The sequence below is a fragment of the Kordiimonas aquimaris genome, assembly GCF_025574485.1.
In the GTDB taxonomy this organism is placed as follows: domain Bacteria; phylum Pseudomonadota; class Alphaproteobacteria; order Sphingomonadales; family Kordiimonadaceae; genus Kordiimonas; species Kordiimonas aquimaris.
Genome location: NZ_JAOBPO010000003.1, coordinates 551,957 through 571,591 on the forward strand (window position 1 = coordinate 551,957; position 19,635 = coordinate 571,591).

At 45.1% G+C, this 19,635-nt stretch carries 21 protein-coding genes; 8 read left to right on the top strand and 13 right to left on the bottom strand.

Going from position 1 to position 19,635, the window contains the following annotated elements:
- Nucleotides 1-190 precede the first annotated feature (190 nt).
- Complete coding sequence (locus OEU88_RS12320; protein ID WP_262695479.1) at nucleotides 191-1,612, top strand: serine hydrolase domain-containing protein; 1,422 nt, start codon at nucleotides 191-193, stop codon at nucleotides 1,610-1,612.
- On the opposite strand, the gene OEU88_RS12325 is transcribed toward OEU88_RS12320, so the two are convergent.
- Nucleotides 1,613-2,467 (bottom strand): alpha/beta hydrolase family protein, encoded by an 855-nt coding sequence (locus OEU88_RS12325; protein ID WP_262695480.1) that lies wholly within the window; start codon nucleotides 2,465-2,467, stop codon nucleotides 1,613-1,615.
- Nucleotides 2,467-3,450 carry a sulfotransferase gene (locus OEU88_RS12330; RefSeq protein WP_262695481.1) on the bottom strand — a complete coding sequence of 328 codons (984 nt, stop codon included), beginning with the start codon at nucleotides 3,448-3,450 and terminating at the stop codon, nucleotides 2,467-2,469. The genes OEU88_RS12325 and OEU88_RS12330 overlap by 1 nt, the downstream gene beginning before the upstream one ends.
- A 242-nt stretch (nucleotides 3,451-3,692) precedes the next feature.
- Between OEU88_RS12330 and OEU88_RS12335 the strand changes: the two genes are divergently transcribed.
- From OEU88_RS12335 to OEU88_RS12345, 3 genes are all read left to right on the top strand, one after another.
- The gene (locus OEU88_RS12335; RefSeq protein ID WP_262695482.1) at nucleotides 3,693-3,926 is read left to right on the top strand and encodes a BolA family protein; all 234 of its coding nucleotides are present in this window, start codon (nucleotides 3,693-3,695) and stop codon (nucleotides 3,924-3,926) included.
- Between the two features lie 129 nt (nucleotides 3,927-4,055).
- Nucleotides 4,056-4,388 (top strand): Grx4 family monothiol glutaredoxin, encoded by a 333-nt coding sequence (gene grxD / locus OEU88_RS12340; protein ID WP_262695483.1) that lies wholly within the window; start codon nucleotides 4,056-4,058, stop codon nucleotides 4,386-4,388.
- A 35-nt stretch (nucleotides 4,389-4,423) separates the two neighbouring features.
- The gene (locus OEU88_RS12345; RefSeq protein WP_262695484.1) at nucleotides 4,424-5,485 is read left to right on the top strand and encodes an aldo/keto reductase; all 1,062 of its coding nucleotides are present in this window, start codon (nucleotides 4,424-4,426) and stop codon (nucleotides 5,483-5,485) included.
- A gap of 9 nt (nucleotides 5,486-5,494) precedes the next feature.
- Here the strand turns inward: OEU88_RS12345 and OEU88_RS12350 are convergent, their stop codons facing one another.
- Both OEU88_RS12350 and OEU88_RS12355 read right to left on the bottom strand, forming a co-directional pair.
- Nucleotides 5,495-6,232 (bottom strand): class I SAM-dependent methyltransferase, encoded by a 738-nt coding sequence (locus OEU88_RS12350; protein WP_262695485.1) that lies wholly within the window; start codon nucleotides 6,230-6,232, stop codon nucleotides 5,495-5,497.
- Nucleotides 6,233-6,438: 206 nt separating this feature from the next.
- Nucleotides 6,439-7,215, bottom strand: coding sequence for a class I SAM-dependent methyltransferase (locus tag OEU88_RS12355; protein ID WP_262695486.1), 777 nt, complete (start codon nucleotides 7,213-7,215; stop codon nucleotides 6,439-6,441).
- 194 nt (nucleotides 7,216-7,409) lie between these two features.
- On the opposite strand from OEU88_RS12355, the gene OEU88_RS12360 reads away from it, so the two are divergent.
- A complete protein-coding gene (locus tag OEU88_RS12360; RefSeq protein WP_262695487.1) occupies nucleotides 7,410-7,856 on the top strand; it encodes a methyltransferase family protein in 447 nt (148 codons plus the stop codon).
- A gap of 72 nt (nucleotides 7,857-7,928) precedes the next feature.
- On the opposite strand, the gene OEU88_RS12365 is transcribed toward OEU88_RS12360, so the two are convergent.
- Nucleotides 7,929-8,813: a class I SAM-dependent methyltransferase gene (locus OEU88_RS12365; protein ID WP_262695489.1), complete on the bottom strand. Its 885-nt coding sequence runs from the start codon at nucleotides 8,811-8,813 to the stop codon at nucleotides 7,929-7,931.
- Nucleotides 8,814-9,039: 226 nt separating this feature from the next.
- Between OEU88_RS12365 and OEU88_RS12370 the strand changes: the two genes are divergently transcribed.
- Entirely contained in the window at nucleotides 9,040-11,007 is a 1,968-nt protein-coding gene (locus tag OEU88_RS12370) for a hypothetical protein (RefSeq protein WP_262695490.1), read from the top strand.
- 36 nt (nucleotides 11,008-11,043) lie between these two features.
- Here OEU88_RS12370 and OEU88_RS12375 read toward each other — a convergent pair whose 3' ends face one another.
- From OEU88_RS12375 to OEU88_RS12400, 6 genes are all read right to left on the bottom strand, one after another.
- Nucleotides 11,044-11,760 carry a cytochrome b/b6 domain-containing protein gene (locus OEU88_RS12375; RefSeq protein ID WP_262695491.1) on the bottom strand — a complete coding sequence of 239 codons (717 nt, stop codon included), beginning with the start codon at nucleotides 11,758-11,760 and terminating at the stop codon, nucleotides 11,044-11,046.
- Nucleotides 11,761-11,862: 102 nt separating this feature from the next.
- On the bottom strand, nucleotides 11,863-12,105 hold the full coding sequence (locus OEU88_RS12380) for a hypothetical protein (protein WP_262695492.1): 243 nt from the start codon (nucleotides 12,103-12,105) through the stop codon (nucleotides 11,863-11,865).
- A gap of 123 nt (nucleotides 12,106-12,228) precedes the next feature.
- Entirely contained in the window at nucleotides 12,229-12,726 is a 498-nt protein-coding gene (locus OEU88_RS12385) for a DUF3291 domain-containing protein (RefSeq protein WP_262695493.1), read from the bottom strand.
- 34 nt (nucleotides 12,727-12,760) lie between these two features.
- A complete protein-coding gene (locus OEU88_RS12390) occupies nucleotides 12,761-13,153 on the bottom strand; it encodes a TfoX/Sxy family protein (protein WP_262695494.1) in 393 nt (130 codons plus the stop codon).
- Between the two features lie 8 nt (nucleotides 13,154-13,161).
- Nucleotides 13,162-13,521, bottom strand: a complete 360-nt coding sequence (locus OEU88_RS12395; RefSeq protein ID WP_262695495.1) for an antibiotic biosynthesis monooxygenase — start codon at nucleotides 13,519-13,521, stop codon at nucleotides 13,162-13,164.
- A 104-nt stretch (nucleotides 13,522-13,625) separates the two neighbouring features.
- Nucleotides 13,626-13,931, bottom strand: a complete 306-nt coding sequence (locus OEU88_RS12400; protein ID WP_262695496.1) for a putative quinol monooxygenase — start codon at nucleotides 13,929-13,931, stop codon at nucleotides 13,626-13,628.
- A gap of 219 nt (nucleotides 13,932-14,150) precedes the next feature.
- Here OEU88_RS12400 and OEU88_RS12405 point away from each other — a divergent pair, with 219 nt between their 5' ends.
- A complete protein-coding gene (locus OEU88_RS12405) occupies nucleotides 14,151-15,083 on the top strand; it encodes an SMP-30/gluconolactonase/LRE family protein (RefSeq protein WP_262695497.1) in 933 nt (310 codons plus the stop codon).
- 48 nt (nucleotides 15,084-15,131) lie between these two features.
- Here OEU88_RS12405 and OEU88_RS12410 read toward each other — a convergent pair whose 3' ends face one another.
- Complete coding sequence (locus OEU88_RS12410) at nucleotides 15,132-16,583, bottom strand: hypothetical protein (protein ID WP_262695498.1); 1,452 nt, start codon at nucleotides 16,581-16,583, stop codon at nucleotides 15,132-15,134.
- 616 nt (nucleotides 16,584-17,199) lie between these two features.
- Between OEU88_RS12410 and OEU88_RS12415 the strand changes: the two genes are divergently transcribed.
- Nucleotides 17,200-17,718 (top strand): hypothetical protein, encoded by a 519-nt coding sequence (locus OEU88_RS12415; RefSeq protein ID WP_262695499.1) that lies wholly within the window; start codon nucleotides 17,200-17,202, stop codon nucleotides 17,716-17,718.
- A 178-nt stretch (nucleotides 17,719-17,896) separates the two neighbouring features.
- Here OEU88_RS12415 and OEU88_RS12420 read toward each other — a convergent pair whose 3' ends face one another.
- A complete protein-coding gene (locus OEU88_RS12420; protein ID WP_262695500.1) occupies nucleotides 17,897-19,615 on the bottom strand; it encodes a hypothetical protein in 1,719 nt (572 codons plus the stop codon).
- Nucleotides 19,616-19,635: the final 20 nt, after the last annotated feature.

The following is a 19,635-nucleotide window of genomic DNA, read 5'->3' on the forward strand; positions in this document are numbered from 1 at the left end:
ATCTTCCTCTTGCCTAATACAACAATACACCTAAGGTTCTGCGCATCAAGGCAACAATAGATTAGCCGTGCCGGAAAGGCGATGTGTTGGGCATTTAATATCGCGGCATAGCTGTTCATAAGATTGTGTCTTGGGCAATCAGTTCGGTTCCCTTATGGTACCGCAACACTATTTTATCGGGAGAGGGTCTATGATGAAATTGCTGGCAAAATCGACGGCTGTTGCAAGCGCTCTATTATTGCAAACAACAGTAAGCGCACAAGAAAACGAGGCAACCGTTGATGCATACGCTGCGGGATATAAAGCTGCTTTTACCTGTAGTGCTATTTTTAACGCAGCCAAAACACTGCCTCAAATCAACTCACATGAATTTACAGGTATTTACCCCTTAGTGGCGGAAAAGGTTAAAGACCTTGGCACACCAAGAGTTGATATGGGCAATAAACGTGTTAGCGTTTCATATACTACGGATATGCCGCCACGTGTAGCACAGTGGAGACCACATTTAGGATGTGTACAACTGCCGGTGGGAGCTACCGTCGAAGAAATGTCAGGTAACTTACCTATGTTGCCTGATAACTTTGCCGACACAAATCCGCGTGCCGACAACGGCGCACCTTGGACTAACTGGCCAGAAATTGATGCCCCGACAGGCAATGCAGCACTGGATACAGCTCTTAACAAAGCTTTCACGCGCGGCGCATACGGCAGCCATGCTCGAACCTCAGCTGTCATCATTGCAACGCCTGATACTATTATCGCAGAACATTATCTGGATGGCTTTACACCAACAACCTCACAGCGCACATGGTCTGTGGCAAAAAGTATTGCAGCCAGTGTTATTGGTGCAGCATCACACCAAGGCATCATTGATATAAAGTCCAACAAGCTGATGCCAGAGTGGTCTCGTCCAGGTGATCCACGCGGCAAAATCACACTTGAAAACCTGCTACACATGGGTTCTGGCCTTGATAGCAATCGCGCAGGCAACCGAACAGATCGCCTTTATATTGGCGGCGGACTGGTTACAGATACGTCAACGCGTTCTGCCGTTGAAGCAACAGCTGGCACTCGCTGGAAATACGCTAACAATGACACATTGTTGGCAATTCGCCACCTGCGTGCCGTAATGAATAACGACGCGGCCTATCTAGCATTCCCATATAAGTCACTCCTCCATAAAATTGGCATGGATCACACAGTGTTGGAAACTGACTGGGAAGGTAACTTTGTGATGTCCAGTCAAGTATGGACTACATCACGCGACTTGCTTCGCCTCGGCCTGTTATACATGAATGACGGTGTCTGGAACGGTGAACGCATTTTGCCGGAAGGCTGGGCAAAGTATGTGTCAACACCTGCTCCGGTTGAGCCGGCGAAGTCTGCTGACAGACCAACCCGTGGATATGGTGCACAGTGGTGGCTTTACCCTGATTTCCCGGGTGTTCCATCAGATGCATACGCTGCACTTGGTAACCGCGGGCAAATCCTGATGATTATCCCATCAAAGAACTTGATGATTGTTCGCCGTGGTTATGACCACGCTGGTGGACCTGGGTTTGACATGCCCGCATTTGCTGCAGATGTAATTAAGGCGCTAGAGAGCCAGTAATCATTTGTTATCTTGATCTTTTATATCTAACCACTCAAGAACGGCGCTGACGGCGCCGTTCGGCTTTCTGGCCCAATTAATGTGTCCAAGAAAGTCACCCTGCTCTTTCGGGCCGAGTATTAAGCTTGTGATTTTTGCATTGTCGAACGGCGCACATGCACGCTTGATTGCACGCATTGTCATCATGTTATCATTGGCAATAGCGATCGAAAGCATACGACCGCTGTACGTTGCCATTTGTTGTTCAGTGCCCTTAAAGCCGTCAATGTCATACGTTCCGCGCTGAGTCCATTGTCGCCAATCTTCCATCAAACCAGTATACTCGCTACCGGCAAAACCTAATTTTTGACCAGGAAAGTAGCCAAAAAACCTTGCTGAAACTGGCACAAGCCCAGCATATATTTTAATCATCATCTTCCCGAGCAGTGAAAAGTCCGCAGGATACGGCATACCACACGCAAAATGTATTATGCCGGAAAATTCGTTTGGATGACGAGCTGCAAACATGGATGCAACATGCCCGCCCAGACTATGCCCTCCAATATAAGACGGCACGCCTTCCACATATTGTCTAAGCCAATCATGCGCTGCAGTTATATCCGTTCGTAAATATTCAGTCAGTGAAAAAACACTACCATCACCTGCCCTATATGAACTTTCACCGTTACCGCGTTGCTCAACAACCACCGTTGTCACACCACCGTCGGCAAGTCCTTGAGCTAATTTCCTATAAAATTTTGCCGGTACACCCAAAGCAGGCATAAGTATACAACTGGCAATTGGTTTCTTTTTTGAGGTAGCGACAAGCAAGGGTACGGCAATACCATTTTCGGCAACAACCTTGTGCCAATCCATTAGGTATTCCTCAATGGCAAAGCTTGCTGCAAACGCTGCTCAACTTTATTCTCTAGAGTCTGATAAAAAACATCATCATTGCTATGGTCATAGCCTGACGGTTTAGGTTCATATAAACCGTCCAGAGCACTCAGAGCTGTATCACCCGAGCCAATAGCATTCATAAGCGTTGTAATTTTGCCGTTGAAATCCTGATTAAGCTCATCGTAATCCAGAAATACATCAGCGTCTCTCAACGCAAACAATTCTGACAGCCTTGAAATCAGGTAATGTATCTCATAAGGGTGCGTTTCATCCGGATCTGACCATAGAAATGGAAACGTTAAAGATAAGTCACGGTACCAGGACAGAAGGTAAAACCGACACAGACCATCGAAACTAGTCAAGGTCCATTCCTGATTATTTTCTGCCCCATTCAGCGTCGATCGCCACGTATCTCTGTGCTCTCTGCGAAGGTGAATAATTTTAGCTTCAGGAAACCTTGCTTTTAAGAATGGCAAGCGGAAATCTACCCGGTTGAACTGTAAAACCGGGCGCTTAGGCGCAGCTTCAACCATCGCCTGAACGTATTTCTCCAGCCTCTTTTCTTTGCTCTCACTGCCAAGCGCTAGCCGGTGATACGTCCAGTCTTCTCTAAAGAACTGACCTAAATGCGCCAGGTTTTCATAATTAACCGCATAGTCAGATACACCGCGATGTGTGTTATCAATTCTGTCGCCTCGATGTTCTCGGTCAAACCACCGTCGCTCATTCAACGGTTCGTAGTATGACGTAAAGCCTTTTAACCTGTGAAAAACCTGCCAAAGCAATGTGGAACCACTTCTAAAACGCGCTGTGATAAAGAGCGGATTATTTGCAGGCATCAATTGCGCAGATTCGACAGGAAAAGGTTCCAATGGTGACACATAAGCAGGAAGAGCTATATGTGAGCGAAGTACCGAAATTACAGAGGAAGCAACGCGGTGCAGCGTGGGCCGTGTCATCAAATTGCGCTTTATCTTAGCCGATAGCATACTGAATAGCTTCTCTTCGTTCCTTGACATCATCCATTAAGCACATTGATGGTCACTTGTGAACCATGCACTCGCATCAATCACAAGTTGAACGAATAGTGATAATTAAACGACCCTCATTGAACTGATTTTGGTGGCAGCTTTCCATTTTTAGGTTAGAATATGCTTTTAATGCAAATGTAAGCACTCTTCGTAAAATGTAGGGAATAAAGATGGCAATGATCGCGGACGATATTGAGCAGCTTATCCGGGAAGACATGCCTGGAGCTGAAGTGCGTATAGAAGACCTGCGCGGTGATGGTGACCATTATGCGGCCCATGTCGTATATGAAGGCTTTCGCGGCAAATCACGTGTGCAACAACACCAGATGGTATATAAAAGCCTCAAGGGGCGTATGGGCGGCGAGCTACACGCTTTAGCACTGCAAACAAGTGTTCCAGAATAATTAAATGACAAATTTCATGTTTAAGCCAATAATTAAGATTAATTTGGTCTTATTTTGACGCAGCCCCTTGGCATGAGGCGTTCTTAAGCTTATGTGTACTGCAAATGAGCATAAATCAGGATTATAGTGATGAGTGAAAACCCAGTATTCGATCGTATCGAAACATATGTAAAAAAAGACGATGTCGTGTTGTTTATGAAAGGCACACCCATATTTCCACAATGTGGCTTTTCAAGTGTTGTCGCACAGGTTCTACAACACCTTGATGTTTCCTATGAAAGCTACAATGTACTCGAAGACATGGAAATTCGCGAAGGCATTAAAGCTTACTCGGACTGGCCTACAATCCCTCAGCTTTATGTTAAGGGCGAGTTTGTTGGTGGCTGCGACATTATTAAAGAAATGTTTGAAGCTGGCGAATTACAGCAATTGCTGGCAGACCACAACTTAGTCAAAAACTAAGTAGTACATACCCCACAAAAGGTAAGGATTTACTCATGGAAATGCGTCAACTCGGCCGCACAGACATTCGTGTGAGTAAAATCTGCCTTGGAACAATGACGTGGGGCGAACAGAATACAGAAGCTGAAGGGCATGCCCAAATTGAATTGGCGCTAACCTACGGCGTCAATTTCCTTGATACTGCCGAAATGTATTCTGTGCCGGCACGACCTGAAACATATGGTCGCACTGAAGAAATTATCGGGTCCTGGCTCAAGAAATCAAGCAAACGCAAAGATGTGGTTATTGCAAGTAAAGTTGCGGGACCGATGCCAACATTAAAGCATATCCGCACAGATATGCTTAGAAACGGGCGAAATGACCTGGACCGTGCATCCGTAATTGCCGCGTGCGATGCAAGTTTGAAACGCCTCGGTACAGACTATATAGACCTTTACCAAACTCATTGGCCAAGCAGGCCGACAAACTTCTTTGGCAAGCTGCACTATAGGTCATCGGGTAGCGAAGATTCCTCCGTCCCACTAGAAGAAACGCTTTCTGCCATGCAAGAACTGGTGGCGGCAGGCAAAATACGCGCGGTTGGTTTGTCAAACGAAACGCCGTGGGGGGCTTCGCACGCGCTAAGGCTTTCTGAAACAAGCAATATGCCGCGTGTGGCAAGCGTGCAAAACCCGTATAACCTGCTAAACAGATCATATGAAATTGGACTGGCTGAAATTTCCGAGCGAGAAAATTGTGGCCTACTTGCATACTCTCCTCTGGCTTCAGGCTTTCTTACGGGCAAATATGCGAACGGAGCTCGTCCAGAAAATGGTCGCCTGGTAAAATTCCCGCAAACTTTTGGCCGGTATCTTACCAAAAACGGCGAAGCTGCAATGGAAAGCTATGTCGCGCTAGCACGAGACAATGGCTACGACCCGGCACAGTTCGCCAATATCTTTGTGAACATGCAAACGTTCCTGACGTCAAACATAATTGGCGCAACTTCGTTAGAGCAGCTTGAAACTGCGCTAAAAACCCATGATATGAGCTTACCCAAAGACCTGCTTAAAGAAGTCAACAAAGTTGAAAAGCAGTACCCAGTACCCTGCCCTTAAGCCACCTATTTAATTAAGCGGTTTACGATAAAGATGTGTGAAGCGATCACTCTCGCCAATCGCCAAATGCTCATCGCGGCGCGGTCCGCGAGACGATGGTGGCAATGAATACACACCCATCGGATGGTCTTTGTTATCAAGCGCATTACGGTTCACATCCGAAGTGCGGATCAATTCAAAGCCAACCTTCTCAGCCATTGCCTTGAAATAGCTCTCGTTTATATACCCGTTCTGGCCGTATGGGTCTTGCTCAACACCTTCATCACCAGCATGGTCCACAATCGCAAAATATCCTCCAGGCTTCAACATCCGGTACAGGTCGGCTACATGATCCTCTGCCGGTTCACCGTATATTAGAAAACCATGTGCTCTAAATACGAAAACCATATCTATATCACCGTAAGGAACACCGTCCGCAGAGCCTTCAGGCCAGCCAGAGCGACCGCGCACGGGAAAATATTTACCACCACCTTCGGTGATTAAAGGTTCAATAATGCGGCGGTACCAGCCACCGCGACCACCAGGAAAAACCTCAACGACAGATTCAGTAGGATCAATACCAAAGAAGGTTAATGTTTCCAGTGGGTGCCTATATTTGTCCCGCGCTCTGTGATTTGCTGGTCTGTCATCATTATTAATAAGAGCAGCCAATTTTTGCTGCGTAGCGTCGGTTGCTTCTGGCCTATCAGCCTGAACGGGCGTCACAAATATAACCAAAAGAAACGCAAGATATGATATTTTACCCATGATATTTCCTGAAATTTTCAGCAGTATTCATCAGACACGAAATGCATCAACACCACGTGCTTAAGGCCTAAAGTACATCACACTATTCCCAACATAACTAATCAAGAAGCAGTGAAATAAACGTTAGTTATTGATTACAAACTTCTGAGGTAAAATAAAAAAGGGCGCCGAAGCACCCTTGATTGCAATGATAGTCGTTCAATAAATCACTTTACGAATTTAATGATGTACCGGTCTGTTTTACCGCGTAATTCAGGACTAAACGGTGAAGTAGTGCCATTGTCCTCAGGGTTAGCGAGTATATCGCTTTCACTGTCCACTTTAAAGCCTACCGAGGCCACCTGCTCTTTTACAAATTCAGAATTTATGCGGTGCAACTTATCACCCATTTCTGAACCAGTACCATCTTCCGCTTGATGATCAATCACCACAAAAGCACCACCAGGTTTCAATGAATTATAGATAGAGGTCAGTACAGCGTTCATATCTTCCGGTTGTTTACGGGCTTCGTGATTAAAGAAATAATCGTGATACGCCAACACCGACATAACAAGATCGACGCTATTTTCTGGTAAGTTTACAGATTCGCTATCTTCATTAACTGGCACAACATTTTTCAAGCGCTGCTCAAAGCGCGCTGGCGCCTTCTTCTGCATAAAGGCCCAATACACAGCACCATTATGTGCATAAACCTTGCCTTCATCGCCAACAGCGTGAGACAGAATTTCTGTGTAATAGCCTGCAGCTGAATTGATATCCAACACAGTCATGCCTGGTTTAACACCAGCGAATAACAAGACATCAGTTGGCTTTCTGTTAACATCACGAGCCACTTCCTGTTCAGGGCGAGCGTCATTATTTACTGCAGCAACAATGTGCCCGTGATGGTCTGCTACAGCCGGAACAGACATCGCAATTGCGCTTGCTGCAACTGAGGCAAGCACGGCGGCCCCGCCAATCATTGATTTATACTTTAGCTTCATAGTTTGCGTCCCTCTTAAGTAATTTATCCTCACTAAGCCCTATATTCTAACATAACGAATACTATCATCATACTGTATATCGGAAATATGACTACAAATGGATATGATGTACAATTGTTAGATTACGAGTCACTCTGGCAACATTAGTCAAGTGTATTGGGATAAATAAACGACAACAGGGATAAGAGAATACAATGCGTAAGATTATTCTACCGCCGATCGTTACGGTGCTCTGCTTACTTGGCATATATATGCTTAGAAAGTTTATAAGTTTAACCGAAATGCATCTCGGCAATATCGAAAATGCCGGCTATGCAATCGCAGCCATCGGTGTCGCATTGCCGTTATGGGGGTCGCATGTCTTCAAACAGGCACAGACAAATATTTTACCTTATAATGATCCTGACAACATCGTAACGGATGGCCCGTTCAGGTTTTCACGTAACCCTATGTATCTGGGAATGCTTTTAATACTCTTAGGCGTATTTGTAAAAGTTGGTTACTGGGAGAATATTATCTTCCCCGTCATTTTCTTTGCTGTTGCCAACTGGTGGTATATCCCCTTTGAAGAAAGTCGCATGCGCGCCGCTTTTGGTGATACGTTTGATACATACACTCAAAAGGTGCGGCGCTGGATTTGACAGTTGTTAAATACCAATGAAAAAAGGCGAGCCCAAAGCTCGCCTTTTGTATAAGTAGTTAGTCCGTAGTGATTATTCCGGCTTACGGAACTTCAAGGTCATCCGATCACTTTCACCGATAGCTTCACGCTCAGCGCGCAGCTCAGGGTTATCCTTTGTGCCGTTCAACACAGGCAGTAAACGCCAAACAAAATCTTCCTCCGTAGGTATATCACGCGGGTTAGCGTTGATTTCGCTCGAACCAACAAACTCAAAACCGGCTGCCTTCATGTTAGCAATCAACGGTTCCTGTTTAATGTAACCATTAAAACCACGCGCCCACTCGTCACTATTTCCTGCAGGAGCACGGTGCTGAACAATACCAACAACGCCGCCTGGCTTAAGCGCATCATAAATGTCCGCAAATGCTTCAGTACGTGTACCACCAGCTTCTTCATGCTTGTTTAAGTGGTGCATGGCACGAAACAGCAAAAATACGTCCACAGTACCTTTCAGGTTTTCCGGCATATCGCCAAAAAGAAAAGCATCAATATCTGTTTTACCTTCACCGCGCCAACCTTCAGCTTCTGCCGTAAACCTTGCAGGGAAGCCTTTATGGCGTTCCATTCTTTCGGCATTGTCACCAAAATCTATTGCACGATGCTTCTCAGAATATTGCACACCGATCAATTTACCTTCGTCGCCGAGGTATGGCAGCAAAATATTGCTGTAGTAACTACCCGGTAAGGTATCTGCTACAATCATACCGGGCTCAATACCGAAAAACTGAAGTGTTTCTTTTGGGTGACGAAACCCATAGCGCTTAATGCTACTTGTTGGTTGATCGCGAAGAATGCTTTCCAACAATAGTTCATTATCTTTCTCGCCGTGGTGTTCTGCATTCACAGCAACACCGATCATTCCAAGTGTGACGGCGGCAACCGTTGTACGTATAAATGCTTGCCCCAAATTAATCATCGTGTCTCTCCCAAAGTGATAAACGATAGTACGTATAAAATTCGCGTGAAAGATAGCCAAAACATCACAGCTTTACTACCATGAGTGTATACAATCACACAGCTGTGATAAAAACTGCCCAAAGAGCGCTATATCCATAGGAACAATTCACATTCAATTTATAATTAGTAAACTGACCTTCTTACTGTTTTACGTATAGTGATGCTGATTGCAAAGAGGAATAAACGTGGAATTCGTTCTCATATCGTCAAACATCGCAAACACGCATGCCAAAACAATTGAACAAGCCTTGGCAAGCGCACCGCGCATGGCAAGTGTTGATGGCCCCTTAAGACTTTATAACTTCGGCGGCCTTATGCTTGCAGCCAGCGGAACGCAAAAAACACCAAAAGAAGGCGAGGAAGAAGAAAACAATATTATATTGTGGGACGGGCACGGCGTAACCCGCACGCAAGCTTTCTCAAGCGGTACAGATGCATCTTTAGATGAAACATCTGCGAACAATTATATCAATTCTTGCCTCAAAGGAGAAAAAACAGATACACGCGGCGTTTTTACAGCGGTGCGCGTCAATGTAAATTCCAAGGCATTTACAGCAACTATCGATCCGCTATCACAGTATCCTCTTTTCATATACCAATTTGGTCATAGCCTCATCATCGGAAACAGCATTTATTTAGTTGAAGCTGCAGCTCGCGGTATAGGGCTTCCTGTAACGCGCAGTACACGTTCAGGTGCATTTGAAGCAGCGTTTGGGGTTGGCGCTGGTTTGGAAACTGGCATCAAAGAAATTAAGCTACTCCCGAATGGACGCGCCGTCACCGGTATAGGCGTTAATTCCCGGCTAGTCCCTGTCAGCGGCATGAACGCTTATGCGCATACCCCTTACGAGGAATTACTTGAGCTTGCAGCTGATCGCCTCAGCGAATACATGTCACTTCTAAAGTTTACCACAGCACGCAGTGACCTCATCTTTGATCTGACAGGCGGCCTTGACAGTCGCATCACCCTCGCCGCTGCGATAAATGCAGGCATCAAGGACCTTAAAATATTTTCAGGCGGCAGCGACCAGAGCGCAGACAAACAGATAGCTTACCAAATAGGCGATCGCTATAACGCGCGAGCCGTTAACTTTCCAGAAAACCACGCAGGTGCGCAACACACATCACAAACTATGGCTCGCCGTGCTATATACCGAAGCCAAGGCTCTTCGAACCTTTACGCATACAGCCTTGGCACCCAGCGCCTCGGCGGTACTTTTCGCGTACGAGGCGGCGCGGGTGAAATAACACGTTCATTCATTGACCCTCCCGGCAAGTCTCTGTTTTGGCATAAACCCCTTAGTGGCCTTGGCAAGTTCTCACGCGGCGAGCCTGTTTTTTCAACGTGTATTGGTGCGCATTGGCGTGGTGTTTCAGACGAACGACTAAGACATGCCGCTTTGTGGGCACATGCATATTGCAACAGCCCAGCATCACATCACCAGTTGTACCGCGCTCGTTTCCTACGTGAAGGTACGAGCAGCGTCATCGACGGTTTAATGACACGTGCGCGCACAACACACTCGATGGGGATGGATTTTTACATGCGAGACCGGGCACGCCGGCATTTTGGCTTTATGTCGCGTGGGCTTAACATGGCATATGGTGCTTTTGAGCCGTTGATGGACCCCGTTATTATGGCTGCCGCTAACGCACTGCCCTCAGAAGAACGCGCAGCCGGCAAATTAACATTTGATCTTATTGAAAAACTGGCTGGAAAAAGCCTGCTTAAAATTCCATTCGGGCCATCGTCTTTAAGTGCTGTTATGCAAACCGCTCTCGCTAGACGACTGGACGTCAAAGAAAAAACGCTGAAATTCAAGCCCGGGAAACTAACTGAACTCAAAAAAGCGCGTATATTTTCAGCTAAGGCCCCAAACATTCAGTATACAGAAAAACCGCCCGCGGACCTCGGAAAATGGGCCCAAAGTCTTTGGCACAACCGCTATTACTTCGAAACACTCGCGGGTAGCATTCCCAGAGATAATGATTACTGGCAATATCTTGACAGGAACGTTTTCTTAAAAACTTTAAAATCAAACAGCTATTTCATGAATAATGAAACTACCGCCATGCGCGGCATACGCCTGATGCATACACTTATATGGATGGCAGGCGAAGAAGATGCGACAAGTATAAAGACTGTTATCTAGGCAGTCTTTATACTTCCCATTCATGACTTTATAAATTTAGGACTCATCATCTTCAGGCGTAGAATTCAGTACTTTTCGTCCTGTAAACATTCCCGAAACAATACCACCACCATGTTTGTTTTCTGTCCATACAACTGCAGCAATGTGCAAAACAATTAGCGAAATAATAATATAGAAATTCTGAACATGCACATCGAGGAAATCACGGCGGAATGAACGCATTTCATCGTATGCAGCAGGATCAACAAGGCTACGGTCATACGGCAAAATAGCCGATGGATCTACACCGGGGGCGGCTATCCATTCGGCAATCATTGCACCAAACGGCGGATAGTAAATATCTGTGCCAGCCAATACCAAACCCGTTACTGCTTGTGTGGTCATTGCAATCAAAAGTGCCGTTACGGCCAATCGACCAAGCGGATTATGACCACGGTACGCCGTTTTCTCGCCAGACATATAGGCCTTGAGTTGTGCCATGTAGCCTTTTCCAAACGGCAGTATGGCTCGCCAACGGGCAAATGGGCCACCTATAAATGCCCACACCAAACGCCACGCCAGATTAATCGCAAAAACATAGCCCGCATACACATGCACAGTTTTCAGAATGATTTTACCATCATTAGGAATACCCATTTTACCAGCGTTCAACAGTGCTACACCGCATGCAATCAGCACCAGTACTGCCAGAACGTTAATCCAATGAAAAATGCGGGTTGTTCGGTCCCAAACTTTATATTCTGTCAATGCCATGCGCGCCCTCCCCATGCATAAAACATATCAAACAATAAGCTGCGCACACAAATCTGGCAACAGGCGGTTAGTTTATGGCTAAGGGAGAACTACAATGAAGCACTACAGTGCGGTTGTGACTGTGCAGTCTTTGCACTCATAACCTGACAGCGCCAAATGGTCACAGGCGACCTTTCGACTATCAGAGCTTACAGCATGAACTTTGCCGTCTTCCTGCATGAAATCAGACACCGTCTGTTCAATCAAATCCTTACCGACATGATCGCCGGTTGACGTCATTTGGCCCATCAATGCAAAGGTGCCGATAAGCGCAATTGATAAGCATATATAAGTCAATGATTTCATGAGGTTGGCGCGTTCCTAGCTGTCACTAAATAGCAGTGTTTTTTTTATAAGAACAGCATCGTGCATTGGCAGAACAACTACAAGTAACGTTGGTGTGAAAATCCTGCCAGCAATTAGCAAATACTATGCTTTGTCAGGATTAGCGTTAATCATGTTCCCGATTGGATCAAAAGCTTGCTTGAAATGAAACGCCAGCGGTGACGCCCCCTCTTCACGCAAGATATGCAGGCGGTCAATCGCTTCTTCAAGTGATGGCACGTGCCCAGCAGGTACCCACCACAACACAAAATGATTTTCCTGCGGCATATGAAACCACTCTTTACGCCGCGCCATAATCTGTGCGTGTGCAGTTTTATATGTATAGCTAAACAGGCTTTGCACGTCCCGCCATACCGACATATTCACAATAGTACCGTCGCCGTACGGATCAAAATCAAGGGCCGCGCCCTCATCATCCTGCAAGCGCCAAACAAACCCATCTGATGCATCAGCAAGCGCATTGATCTCATCCAGTGCATTAACAAAGCCAGCAACACTGGGATCATCCCGCGAAGTAAGAAACGAGGCAACATTTAACTGCGCCAATTGGTATCCATGCGTATGATTATTGTTTTCTGACATTATTACCTGAACTCACTTTGTTACTGAATTACCGTTACATTGGCTTGTATTTCGGCGGCATTTTCTTAGCTGGCTTCTTCTTTTTCGGTGGCTCTGTGTCAATGAAATCAAGCGCAAGCGTAATCCATTCCATGAGCTGATCATCAGTTTTAAAGCCATCCGGCTCAATCAATAATATGGATTTCATCACCCGGCCCGTGAAATCACACAACCGCGCATGAGTGTTATCATCTGCAGCCTTTGCGGCACGTGTTTCGCCGCAGCGCACCATCAACTCACTGCCTTGGTTCTGGCCTGATGCACCCACGGTCATGTGGCCGTTCACCATAAAACACAGACCGCCAAACATTTTGCGTTCTTCAACGCTACGATCCAATGCCAAAAATGCCATCCGAATACGTGCTGCAATGTCAGGATCAAATGCCATACGTTGCCTTAACGATAAAACCCAGTCAGCGGCGCCATAATCGTAGCACCTGCTTTTTTCAGCATACTGGCAAGCTGTTCGTCAGGTGTGCCAAGCACCAACATGCTTTCAATTGTGCCAATCTTTGCCATTTTTTCACGTTGTTCAGGGCTCATTGCCTGCGAATGGGTAATGATAGCAGCAGAATCGCTGTAGCGCTCCAGCACGCAAACCATGGTTTGGTCATCGTCCAGAAACCATTCATACACTAGCGTGCCAGGCTCCGTGCTTTCAACATGGCTGGTCAGCTTATCAAGAATGCCTCTGCTTTTTTCAGTTAACGGCTCGGCTAGCTTCAGTTTAACAATAATGGAAATTTCTGTGCTCATGTGATGACCCTTCGTCATTAATACTGTTCATGCAATGAAAGAACTAGGGCGATCCTCAACCCCGCACAACCTTCATTCAATTAAAGCACCGTTACACAAACAACCTATCCCATTTTAACTTCATCAGCTGCGAAAACCTTCATGTCCGGCGGCCCTGCCGCCAGCGTTGTGAGCGCACTTGCAAATGCCTGGCTTTCCGGCACACCAAAATGCGTTTTCAACGCCGCAATGTCAGCCCAGTATTCTACAAACACAAGCTTGGCCGGGTTTTCACAGTCCACATGCACGTTGTGGGCAATACATCCCGGCTCAGCGCGGGACCGTGCGCAGTGTTCCAAACTCATGCCCAGCATTTCATCGTGTGTATCGGGCGTAGTGATCACAGAACCAACGACAATAACCATGGACATAGTGTATTCCTTTTTTGCTGCTTTATGGGCTGCATATCAGCGCGCCATATCGTTCATGTCATCACTTTAGCCAGATACACATGCACCCGCAACCAAGCGGTCTGTTTTGGCAGATTTAAGGTAAGCTTAATGCACCTTAAGCGTTGTTTCTTCCTATGTTCCCTCTCGTGGTTGCTGCCTTGCAGTACCCTCCCGTGGCAATAAAGGAGCTTGGCTACATTGCGTATCACCATAATTCTAACTATTGCCGCCGTACTTTATATACCCGCAGTCACAGCGCAGGTCTCCACCGGCGCTGTGACACCCACCATTCCTGAAGTTTTTGTTGATGAACCCTTTCGCGGTACGGAAGGTTTAACATTCAATAATGAAGGCCGCCTGTTTGTTTCAGGCAACCGTGCAGTATGGGAAATCATGCTTGATGGCACGGTGCGCAAGCTCACCGACCTTGATAGCAATCTGGGGCTGGTAGCCTTCGGTGAACGGGACATTCTGGCCGCAGACTTTGGCCCCACCAATGCCTTTCGCCATCAACGCAACAACGATGGTGTTGTGTGGCGCATCACACCCGAAGGCGACAAAACACCCTACATCACCGGCCTTGGCGATCCCAACGCACTTGTAGTGCGGGATGATGGTTCTGTGCTGGTGTCAGACGATGCCACCAACGAGATTTTTGTTTTTGACGAGGAAAACGGCCTGCGGCTTTTCACCACCGCCGTCAATCACCCCAATGGCATCGTGCTATCACACGACCGCAAAACCCTTTATGTCGCACAAATATTCAAAAGCATTCGCCCTGTTATCCGCGATGACAGCCTGTGGGCCATTGCACTGGGGGAAGACGGCAATCCGCTACGTGTTGCGCCGAAACGTGTGGCACGCACAGGCCCTATGGCCGCAAATGACGGATTGGCGATAGACCGCGAAGGCCGCATATACATTGCAGCCAACGGCGCTGCAGGCGAAGTGTGGCGCTATGACCCTGAAACAGAGCAAGTATCACGCATTGCAGCCAACATGCCGGGTGCGGCGAGCCTCGCGTTTGGCCGCGGGGAGTTTGGTGAAAACACGCTGTATGTAACAACCACCTTCTCAGGTGATAGAGGCGGAAAAATTTATCGCATTGAGATGGATACAAAGACTAATTAGTTTTAAACAATATAATCACCCAACTTAATCTAAGTTAAGTGTATATTTTCATTCATTTTTTATTGCATTAGAGGTGAATTTTTCAATAACCTCTTGAGATGGCGGTTTGTCTCCATGCCTACCGTCCAAAGTTTCAGATGCATTTTTTGTAATGGTAGTGATAGTGCTTTCTATTAGTTGGGACATTAAAGCGGTATCTTCCTTACCTAACTCTTCTATCTGTTGCTTAAAGCCTTGATAAGACTCGGCCAAAGCTTCCTTATGCGCATACTCTTGTTGAAGCCTTTGACTTTCACTACGGCGTGTAGAAGCAAATATAGCCAACCAGATTAAAGGCACCAATAGAGGGAGCTTTAAGACTAAATTACTCCCAAGTTCAGCGAGGACATTCAAATCCATGAATTCAATGTAAAACCATCCAACTGACTTAACGGCAAAAAATAACGCTATAATAAAAATGCCCGCGATAGCTCCGTAGAATATTCTTGAATAATTTTTTATTGGATCATCAAAAGAGATTTTAAGATCGTTATATGCTTTAGCTAAGCCTGCACTAGTAGCACCAGGCAGAAGGCTTTCAATTCTATCCTTTAGAGCGGCGTATTGAAGTTTTTGCTCTTCATCAAACTCTGTTAATTCTTCTCTTCTCTGATATATTTCTTGTTTAAGGCCACCCTCGCGCTCACCATCATCATTAGTTTTACCATATACATCAGTATAAAAGCGCTCCAATCTCTCCAATTTCGAAATTGTGTTCTGCAGAAGATCAGATACTTCCTCACTATTTGACAATGCAGACTCTCTTGAACTATCAATTTGCGCAACAATTGAGGTTTCAGAATCATCGTCATTACCATTTAATTTCTCATGGTAATTTTCGAAATCAGAGTGCCAAGACTCAATATTTTTTGCCAGAATAGACATGCGTGTTTTAAGTCCTTGTACACTCTCTGTATCTTCAAAATACTCGTTGCCAAGTTTTTCTATTTTTTCTACTAAGTTCTCAATCCCATTAGTCATTTCAATAGATTTTTTCTTTTGAATCGCAATCTCATCCGTTAAATTTTTTGACGTTGTTTTGGTATTTTCTAACGAGCGTTTTATTGCTTTTGTATATTCACGAATAGCTGCTTGCATCGACCTGGAGCTTTTACCTGTGGCCATTGCATAAGCACTTATAGCGCCATGAATTTGATCGAGATTAGTATTGGCATTCTGGACATGTCCAATTGTATTATTAGACTTGTATGAATTTAGCTGACCCATACAATCAGCGGCTCTACTGTTAACTGAATTCCAAACGTTAATGGGCACCAATTCAGGGTCTATTCCTTTTATTATGCCATCAAGGTAAGTTGCCACTTTGCAAAAACGTGCATATTCCAATGTATCAGTTGAGCTAGCATCTTTATGAACGCTTTGTTGGTTGCAAAACTCTAATATATTTTTCCATTGACTCTGAAATGCATGATTATCAAATTCATTAATCCAACGACTCATAACCTCTCCCACCTCGCTAAAAAACGAGCGTTTATGCTTCTGCGGATAATAGTTAGTTATTGTATCTTTCGCAACTACTCTGCTGTAAAGGCCTTTACCCTACCCGAAAATGTAGACTTGAACCGCATTTTAAGTACTATTACCGTGTACTCTTGCGTGTTCCAATCGTATCCAATTTCATGTTATGCACGGCGGCACCTGACCTTTACGAAAGCACCCCCATTCATGCCAGAAATCGTTGAACTAGTCGGTTATTCCGCCGCTTTCCTGACCAGCCTTGCGTTTTTACCGCAAGCAATAATGGTATGACGCAATGACGATACGTGATCTATTTCGCTGGGTATGTATACGCTGTTTGTGATTGGTGTGGCGCTGTGGGCGATATACGGGTTTATGCTGAGCCAAGGCCCACTTATTGCCTCGAATGTTTTCACGCTTGCTCTTTCCAGTTCTATTCTCTTTAAAAAGATTATGCACGTCCGTGTGGGCCAAGATTGAACATTCAGTATTATGGTCAGCTGTTCAGGTACATCTGAAATACACAATAGACAAGCAACAATATTTTAAATACCGTATAAGGAACGCTATCCACTTTAGGCATGTAGAAAGGTGCATTATGCGACGCCGTACAAACTCCGTTTATAGAATTCCATTAACGTTGTGCTTCGCATTTTTTGTGTACGCTTGTTCTGAAAACAGCAACCCAGAGGAGAGCGATCCTTCTGAAAGCAGCAATATCGAGAATAACGGTAGTGAAATACAAGAACAGCACGACACTGAAAATGCCTCGTATCCTGAAGAACCTGATTGGGAAATAAAATTAGATTTACTTGAACACGAAAACGGTCCGTTATCGAAAGCAGTTATCCTAAAAGTGAATGACGTCGACGGCACCCCTTTAGAACTATATGAAACAAGTGTCGTGGTTGTGGCGCCAAGAATTAAGGAATTCGAAACCACTAAATTGACGCTTAATCAACTCGAAGCCGGATATTATGCTGGTATACTTGAGGTCCCAGTTTCTGGAGATTACCATTTTGTCATCACGCTTTCAAAATTTCGAGAGTCCGGCGTATTAGATATGGTTAATGCTCAGTATAAACTCGCAGTTTTGGAGAACACTGGCATAAAATAGCTCTGAGCCGCGTTTTTTTGAACTCTTAACTTGTGCACTTGAAGCCGGTTTCGACACTTGATTCTTCACTCACGTTCAGCATGACGCCGCTTCTCTTCTTCCTCAGAGCGTATTATCTGCTATGCATTTTTTACACGTTTCATATACGCTTTGCTGAAGATATGGCTGCTAACTTCTATTATCGTATAATATCAGCATTACCTGCCTGCAACCGATCAAACCAATCGTCAACGCAAAGTACTGACTCTTGCCGAGCACAAACCCTATCTAGGGCAACAACAACTGCACCAGGCCACGCTAAAAAAGCCTGAGCATATAATTGAAGCGCTTTTCGATAATCACCTTTTTGTTCTTCTATGCTGCCAAAGCCCATAATAGCTGCTGACTCGTAATATGGCTGGTCAGCTTCACGCGATAAGGCTTGAAGTTCTTCGAAGATAGATTGTGCTACACTGAACTCTTTATTTTTCAATGCTGCATAGCCTTTGTCCGTTACATCCGCCAATTGATCAGCCGTAATTTCATCAGGTCCCTTAGGGCATTCATCCAAATAGAAATTTTCATGCTGCCTTTTAATAAAGTCCAGCTCTAACCACATATCCTGAACACATACTTGTTTGTCATCGATATCCTGATTTCGATAAAATGTTCGGATCATTGTCAAAATTTCAGTAAACTCTGAAATATTATATTCGCCATATCTTGATATCCATTCTTCACCTCCAGCAGCACGCTTAACTCCAGAACGTATAAATTCCGTAAAAATGCCCTGAGCACTTTCAAGTAAATCCTGACGTTTATTTTGCCAAGCTATTTCAGGCACATCTCTTTTATGATTATTCAAAACATCGGAAAATAAACTAATTATTCGCGAGATATAATCCTTGTCTGATAATGGCTTTGCACGTGCATTCAAAAGCACAGTTCGACGCCCGTCACCAATAAGCTTCGAGCGAAAACTGAAATCAAACAGATCCTCTTTATATTTCTTGATTAAAGTAGAATAAGCTTGAACCATCACGTCCATCGATGCCCACTCTTCAATCCCTACTAGCGATCGTCGATACAGGTCGTAAGCATCCTCATGATTATATCGTATGCGGCTAACGTCCGCCAATTCTTGAAATATTGCATATACAAACCGCTGACAGCCTAATGCCTCTAGTTGTTCGCCAGCATATAACCATAAATCCAAAATTTTCCTCTCGTCGTCATCAAACGGGAGTTTCAGGGTATTCGCTTCTATAGTAGTCGCATACTTTACTTTCCCGGGTCGTTGTATCGCTCCAGAAATGCTCGTAATCTGCTGCGTCCAACTAAGCTTGGCGAGCTCATAAGCAGACCATGCCTGCCAAAAAGGCGACTTCTGGTTTTTATGAAAATCTTTTATGAGTTGCTCAGTATTCTTGGTATTGGAAGCATTATTTTCAAAAGTGCTATAAATGGCCCATAAATAAGCTAGATTGTTTGCAGTTGTATTTGCCAACACTTCTAATGCCATACGAGACTCAGTCTCCAAATCATAATCTAGACTCGCATACACGCCGAGAGCAAAAGCTAACTCACTACGCACCTTAGGCGTTTGATTAGCGGCAAGCTGCTCAAAGTAAAAACTTTTTACAGATTCATAGTTTTGCACTTCAATATCAGACAAAACATCTGAAAGATTACTTAACTTCTGGCTATATAAGTGTGCGAAAGCAGCCTTGGAGGAAAACTCTTCCATCAGAGTGCGGCTGTTACCAGATGGGTATTGTATAACGCCTCCGTCAGCGACATATAGCTTAATGGATTCAATCTGTGATGAGCTCCAAAGGTTTGATGTACATTGATCATCTGCAACAACAAAATCTGTTGCAATCATAAAAGTAATTATAAAATAATAAATTATCCGCATACCTTCCCCCCCAACAAAAA

Excerpts from the sequence above, each read along its gene's own strand:
- OEU88_RS12320 (WP_262695479.1), top strand. The coding sequence starts at position 191 with ATGATGAAATTGCTGGCAAAATCGACGGCTGTTGCAAGCGCTCTATTA.
- OEU88_RS12325 (WP_262695480.1), bottom strand. The coding sequence starts at position 2,467 with ATGGATTGGCACAAGGTTGTTGCCGAAAATGGTATTGCCGTACCCTTG.
- OEU88_RS12330 (WP_262695481.1), bottom strand. The coding sequence starts at position 3,450 with ATGACACGGCCCACGCTGCACCGCGTTGCTTCCTCTGTAATTTCGGTA.
- OEU88_RS12335 (WP_262695482.1), top strand. The coding sequence starts at position 3,693 with ATGGCAATGATCGCGGACGATATTGAGCAGCTTATCCGGGAAGACATG.
- grxD (WP_262695483.1), top strand. The coding sequence starts at position 4,056 with ATGAGTGAAAACCCAGTATTCGATCGTATCGAAACATATGTAAAAAAA.
- OEU88_RS12345 (WP_262695484.1), top strand. The coding sequence starts at position 4,424 with ATGGAAATGCGTCAACTCGGCCGCACAGACATTCGTGTGAGTAAAATC.
- OEU88_RS12350 (WP_262695485.1), bottom strand. The coding sequence starts at position 6,232 with ATGGGTAAAATATCATATCTTGCGTTTCTTTTGGTTATATTTGTGACG.
- OEU88_RS12355 (WP_262695486.1), bottom strand. The coding sequence starts at position 7,215 with ATGAAGCTAAAGTATAAATCAATGATTGGCGGGGCCGCCGTGCTTGCC.
- OEU88_RS12360 (WP_262695487.1), top strand. The coding sequence starts at position 7,410 with ATGCGTAAGATTATTCTACCGCCGATCGTTACGGTGCTCTGCTTACTT.
- OEU88_RS12365 (WP_262695489.1), bottom strand. The coding sequence starts at position 8,813 with ATGATTAATTTGGGGCAAGCATTTATACGTACAACGGTTGCCGCCGTC.
- OEU88_RS12375 (WP_262695491.1), bottom strand. The coding sequence starts at position 11,760 with ATGGCATTGACAGAATATAAAGTTTGGGACCGAACAACCCGCATTTTT.
- OEU88_RS12380 (WP_262695492.1), bottom strand. The coding sequence starts at position 12,105 with ATGAAATCATTGACTTATATATGCTTATCAATTGCGCTTATCGGCACC.
- OEU88_RS12385 (WP_262695493.1), bottom strand. The coding sequence starts at position 12,726 with ATGTCAGAAAACAATAATCATACGCATGGATACCAATTGGCGCAGTTA.
- OEU88_RS12390 (WP_262695494.1), bottom strand. The coding sequence starts at position 13,153 with ATGGCATTTGATCCTGACATTGCAGCACGTATTCGGATGGCATTTTTG.
- OEU88_RS12395 (WP_262695495.1), bottom strand. The coding sequence starts at position 13,521 with ATGAGCACAGAAATTTCCATTATTGTTAAACTGAAGCTAGCCGAGCCG.
- OEU88_RS12400 (WP_262695496.1), bottom strand. The coding sequence starts at position 13,931 with ATGTCCATGGTTATTGTCGTTGGTTCTGTGATCACTACGCCCGATACA.
- OEU88_RS12410 (WP_262695498.1), bottom strand. The coding sequence starts at position 16,583 with ATGAGTCGTTGGATTAATGAATTTGATAATCATGCATTTCAGAGTCAA.
- OEU88_RS12415 (WP_262695499.1), top strand. The coding sequence starts at position 17,200 with ATGCGACGCCGTACAAACTCCGTTTATAGAATTCCATTAACGTTGTGC.
- OEU88_RS12420 (WP_262695500.1), bottom strand. The coding sequence starts at position 19,615 with ATGCGGATAATTTATTATTTTATAATTACTTTTATGATTGCAACAGAT.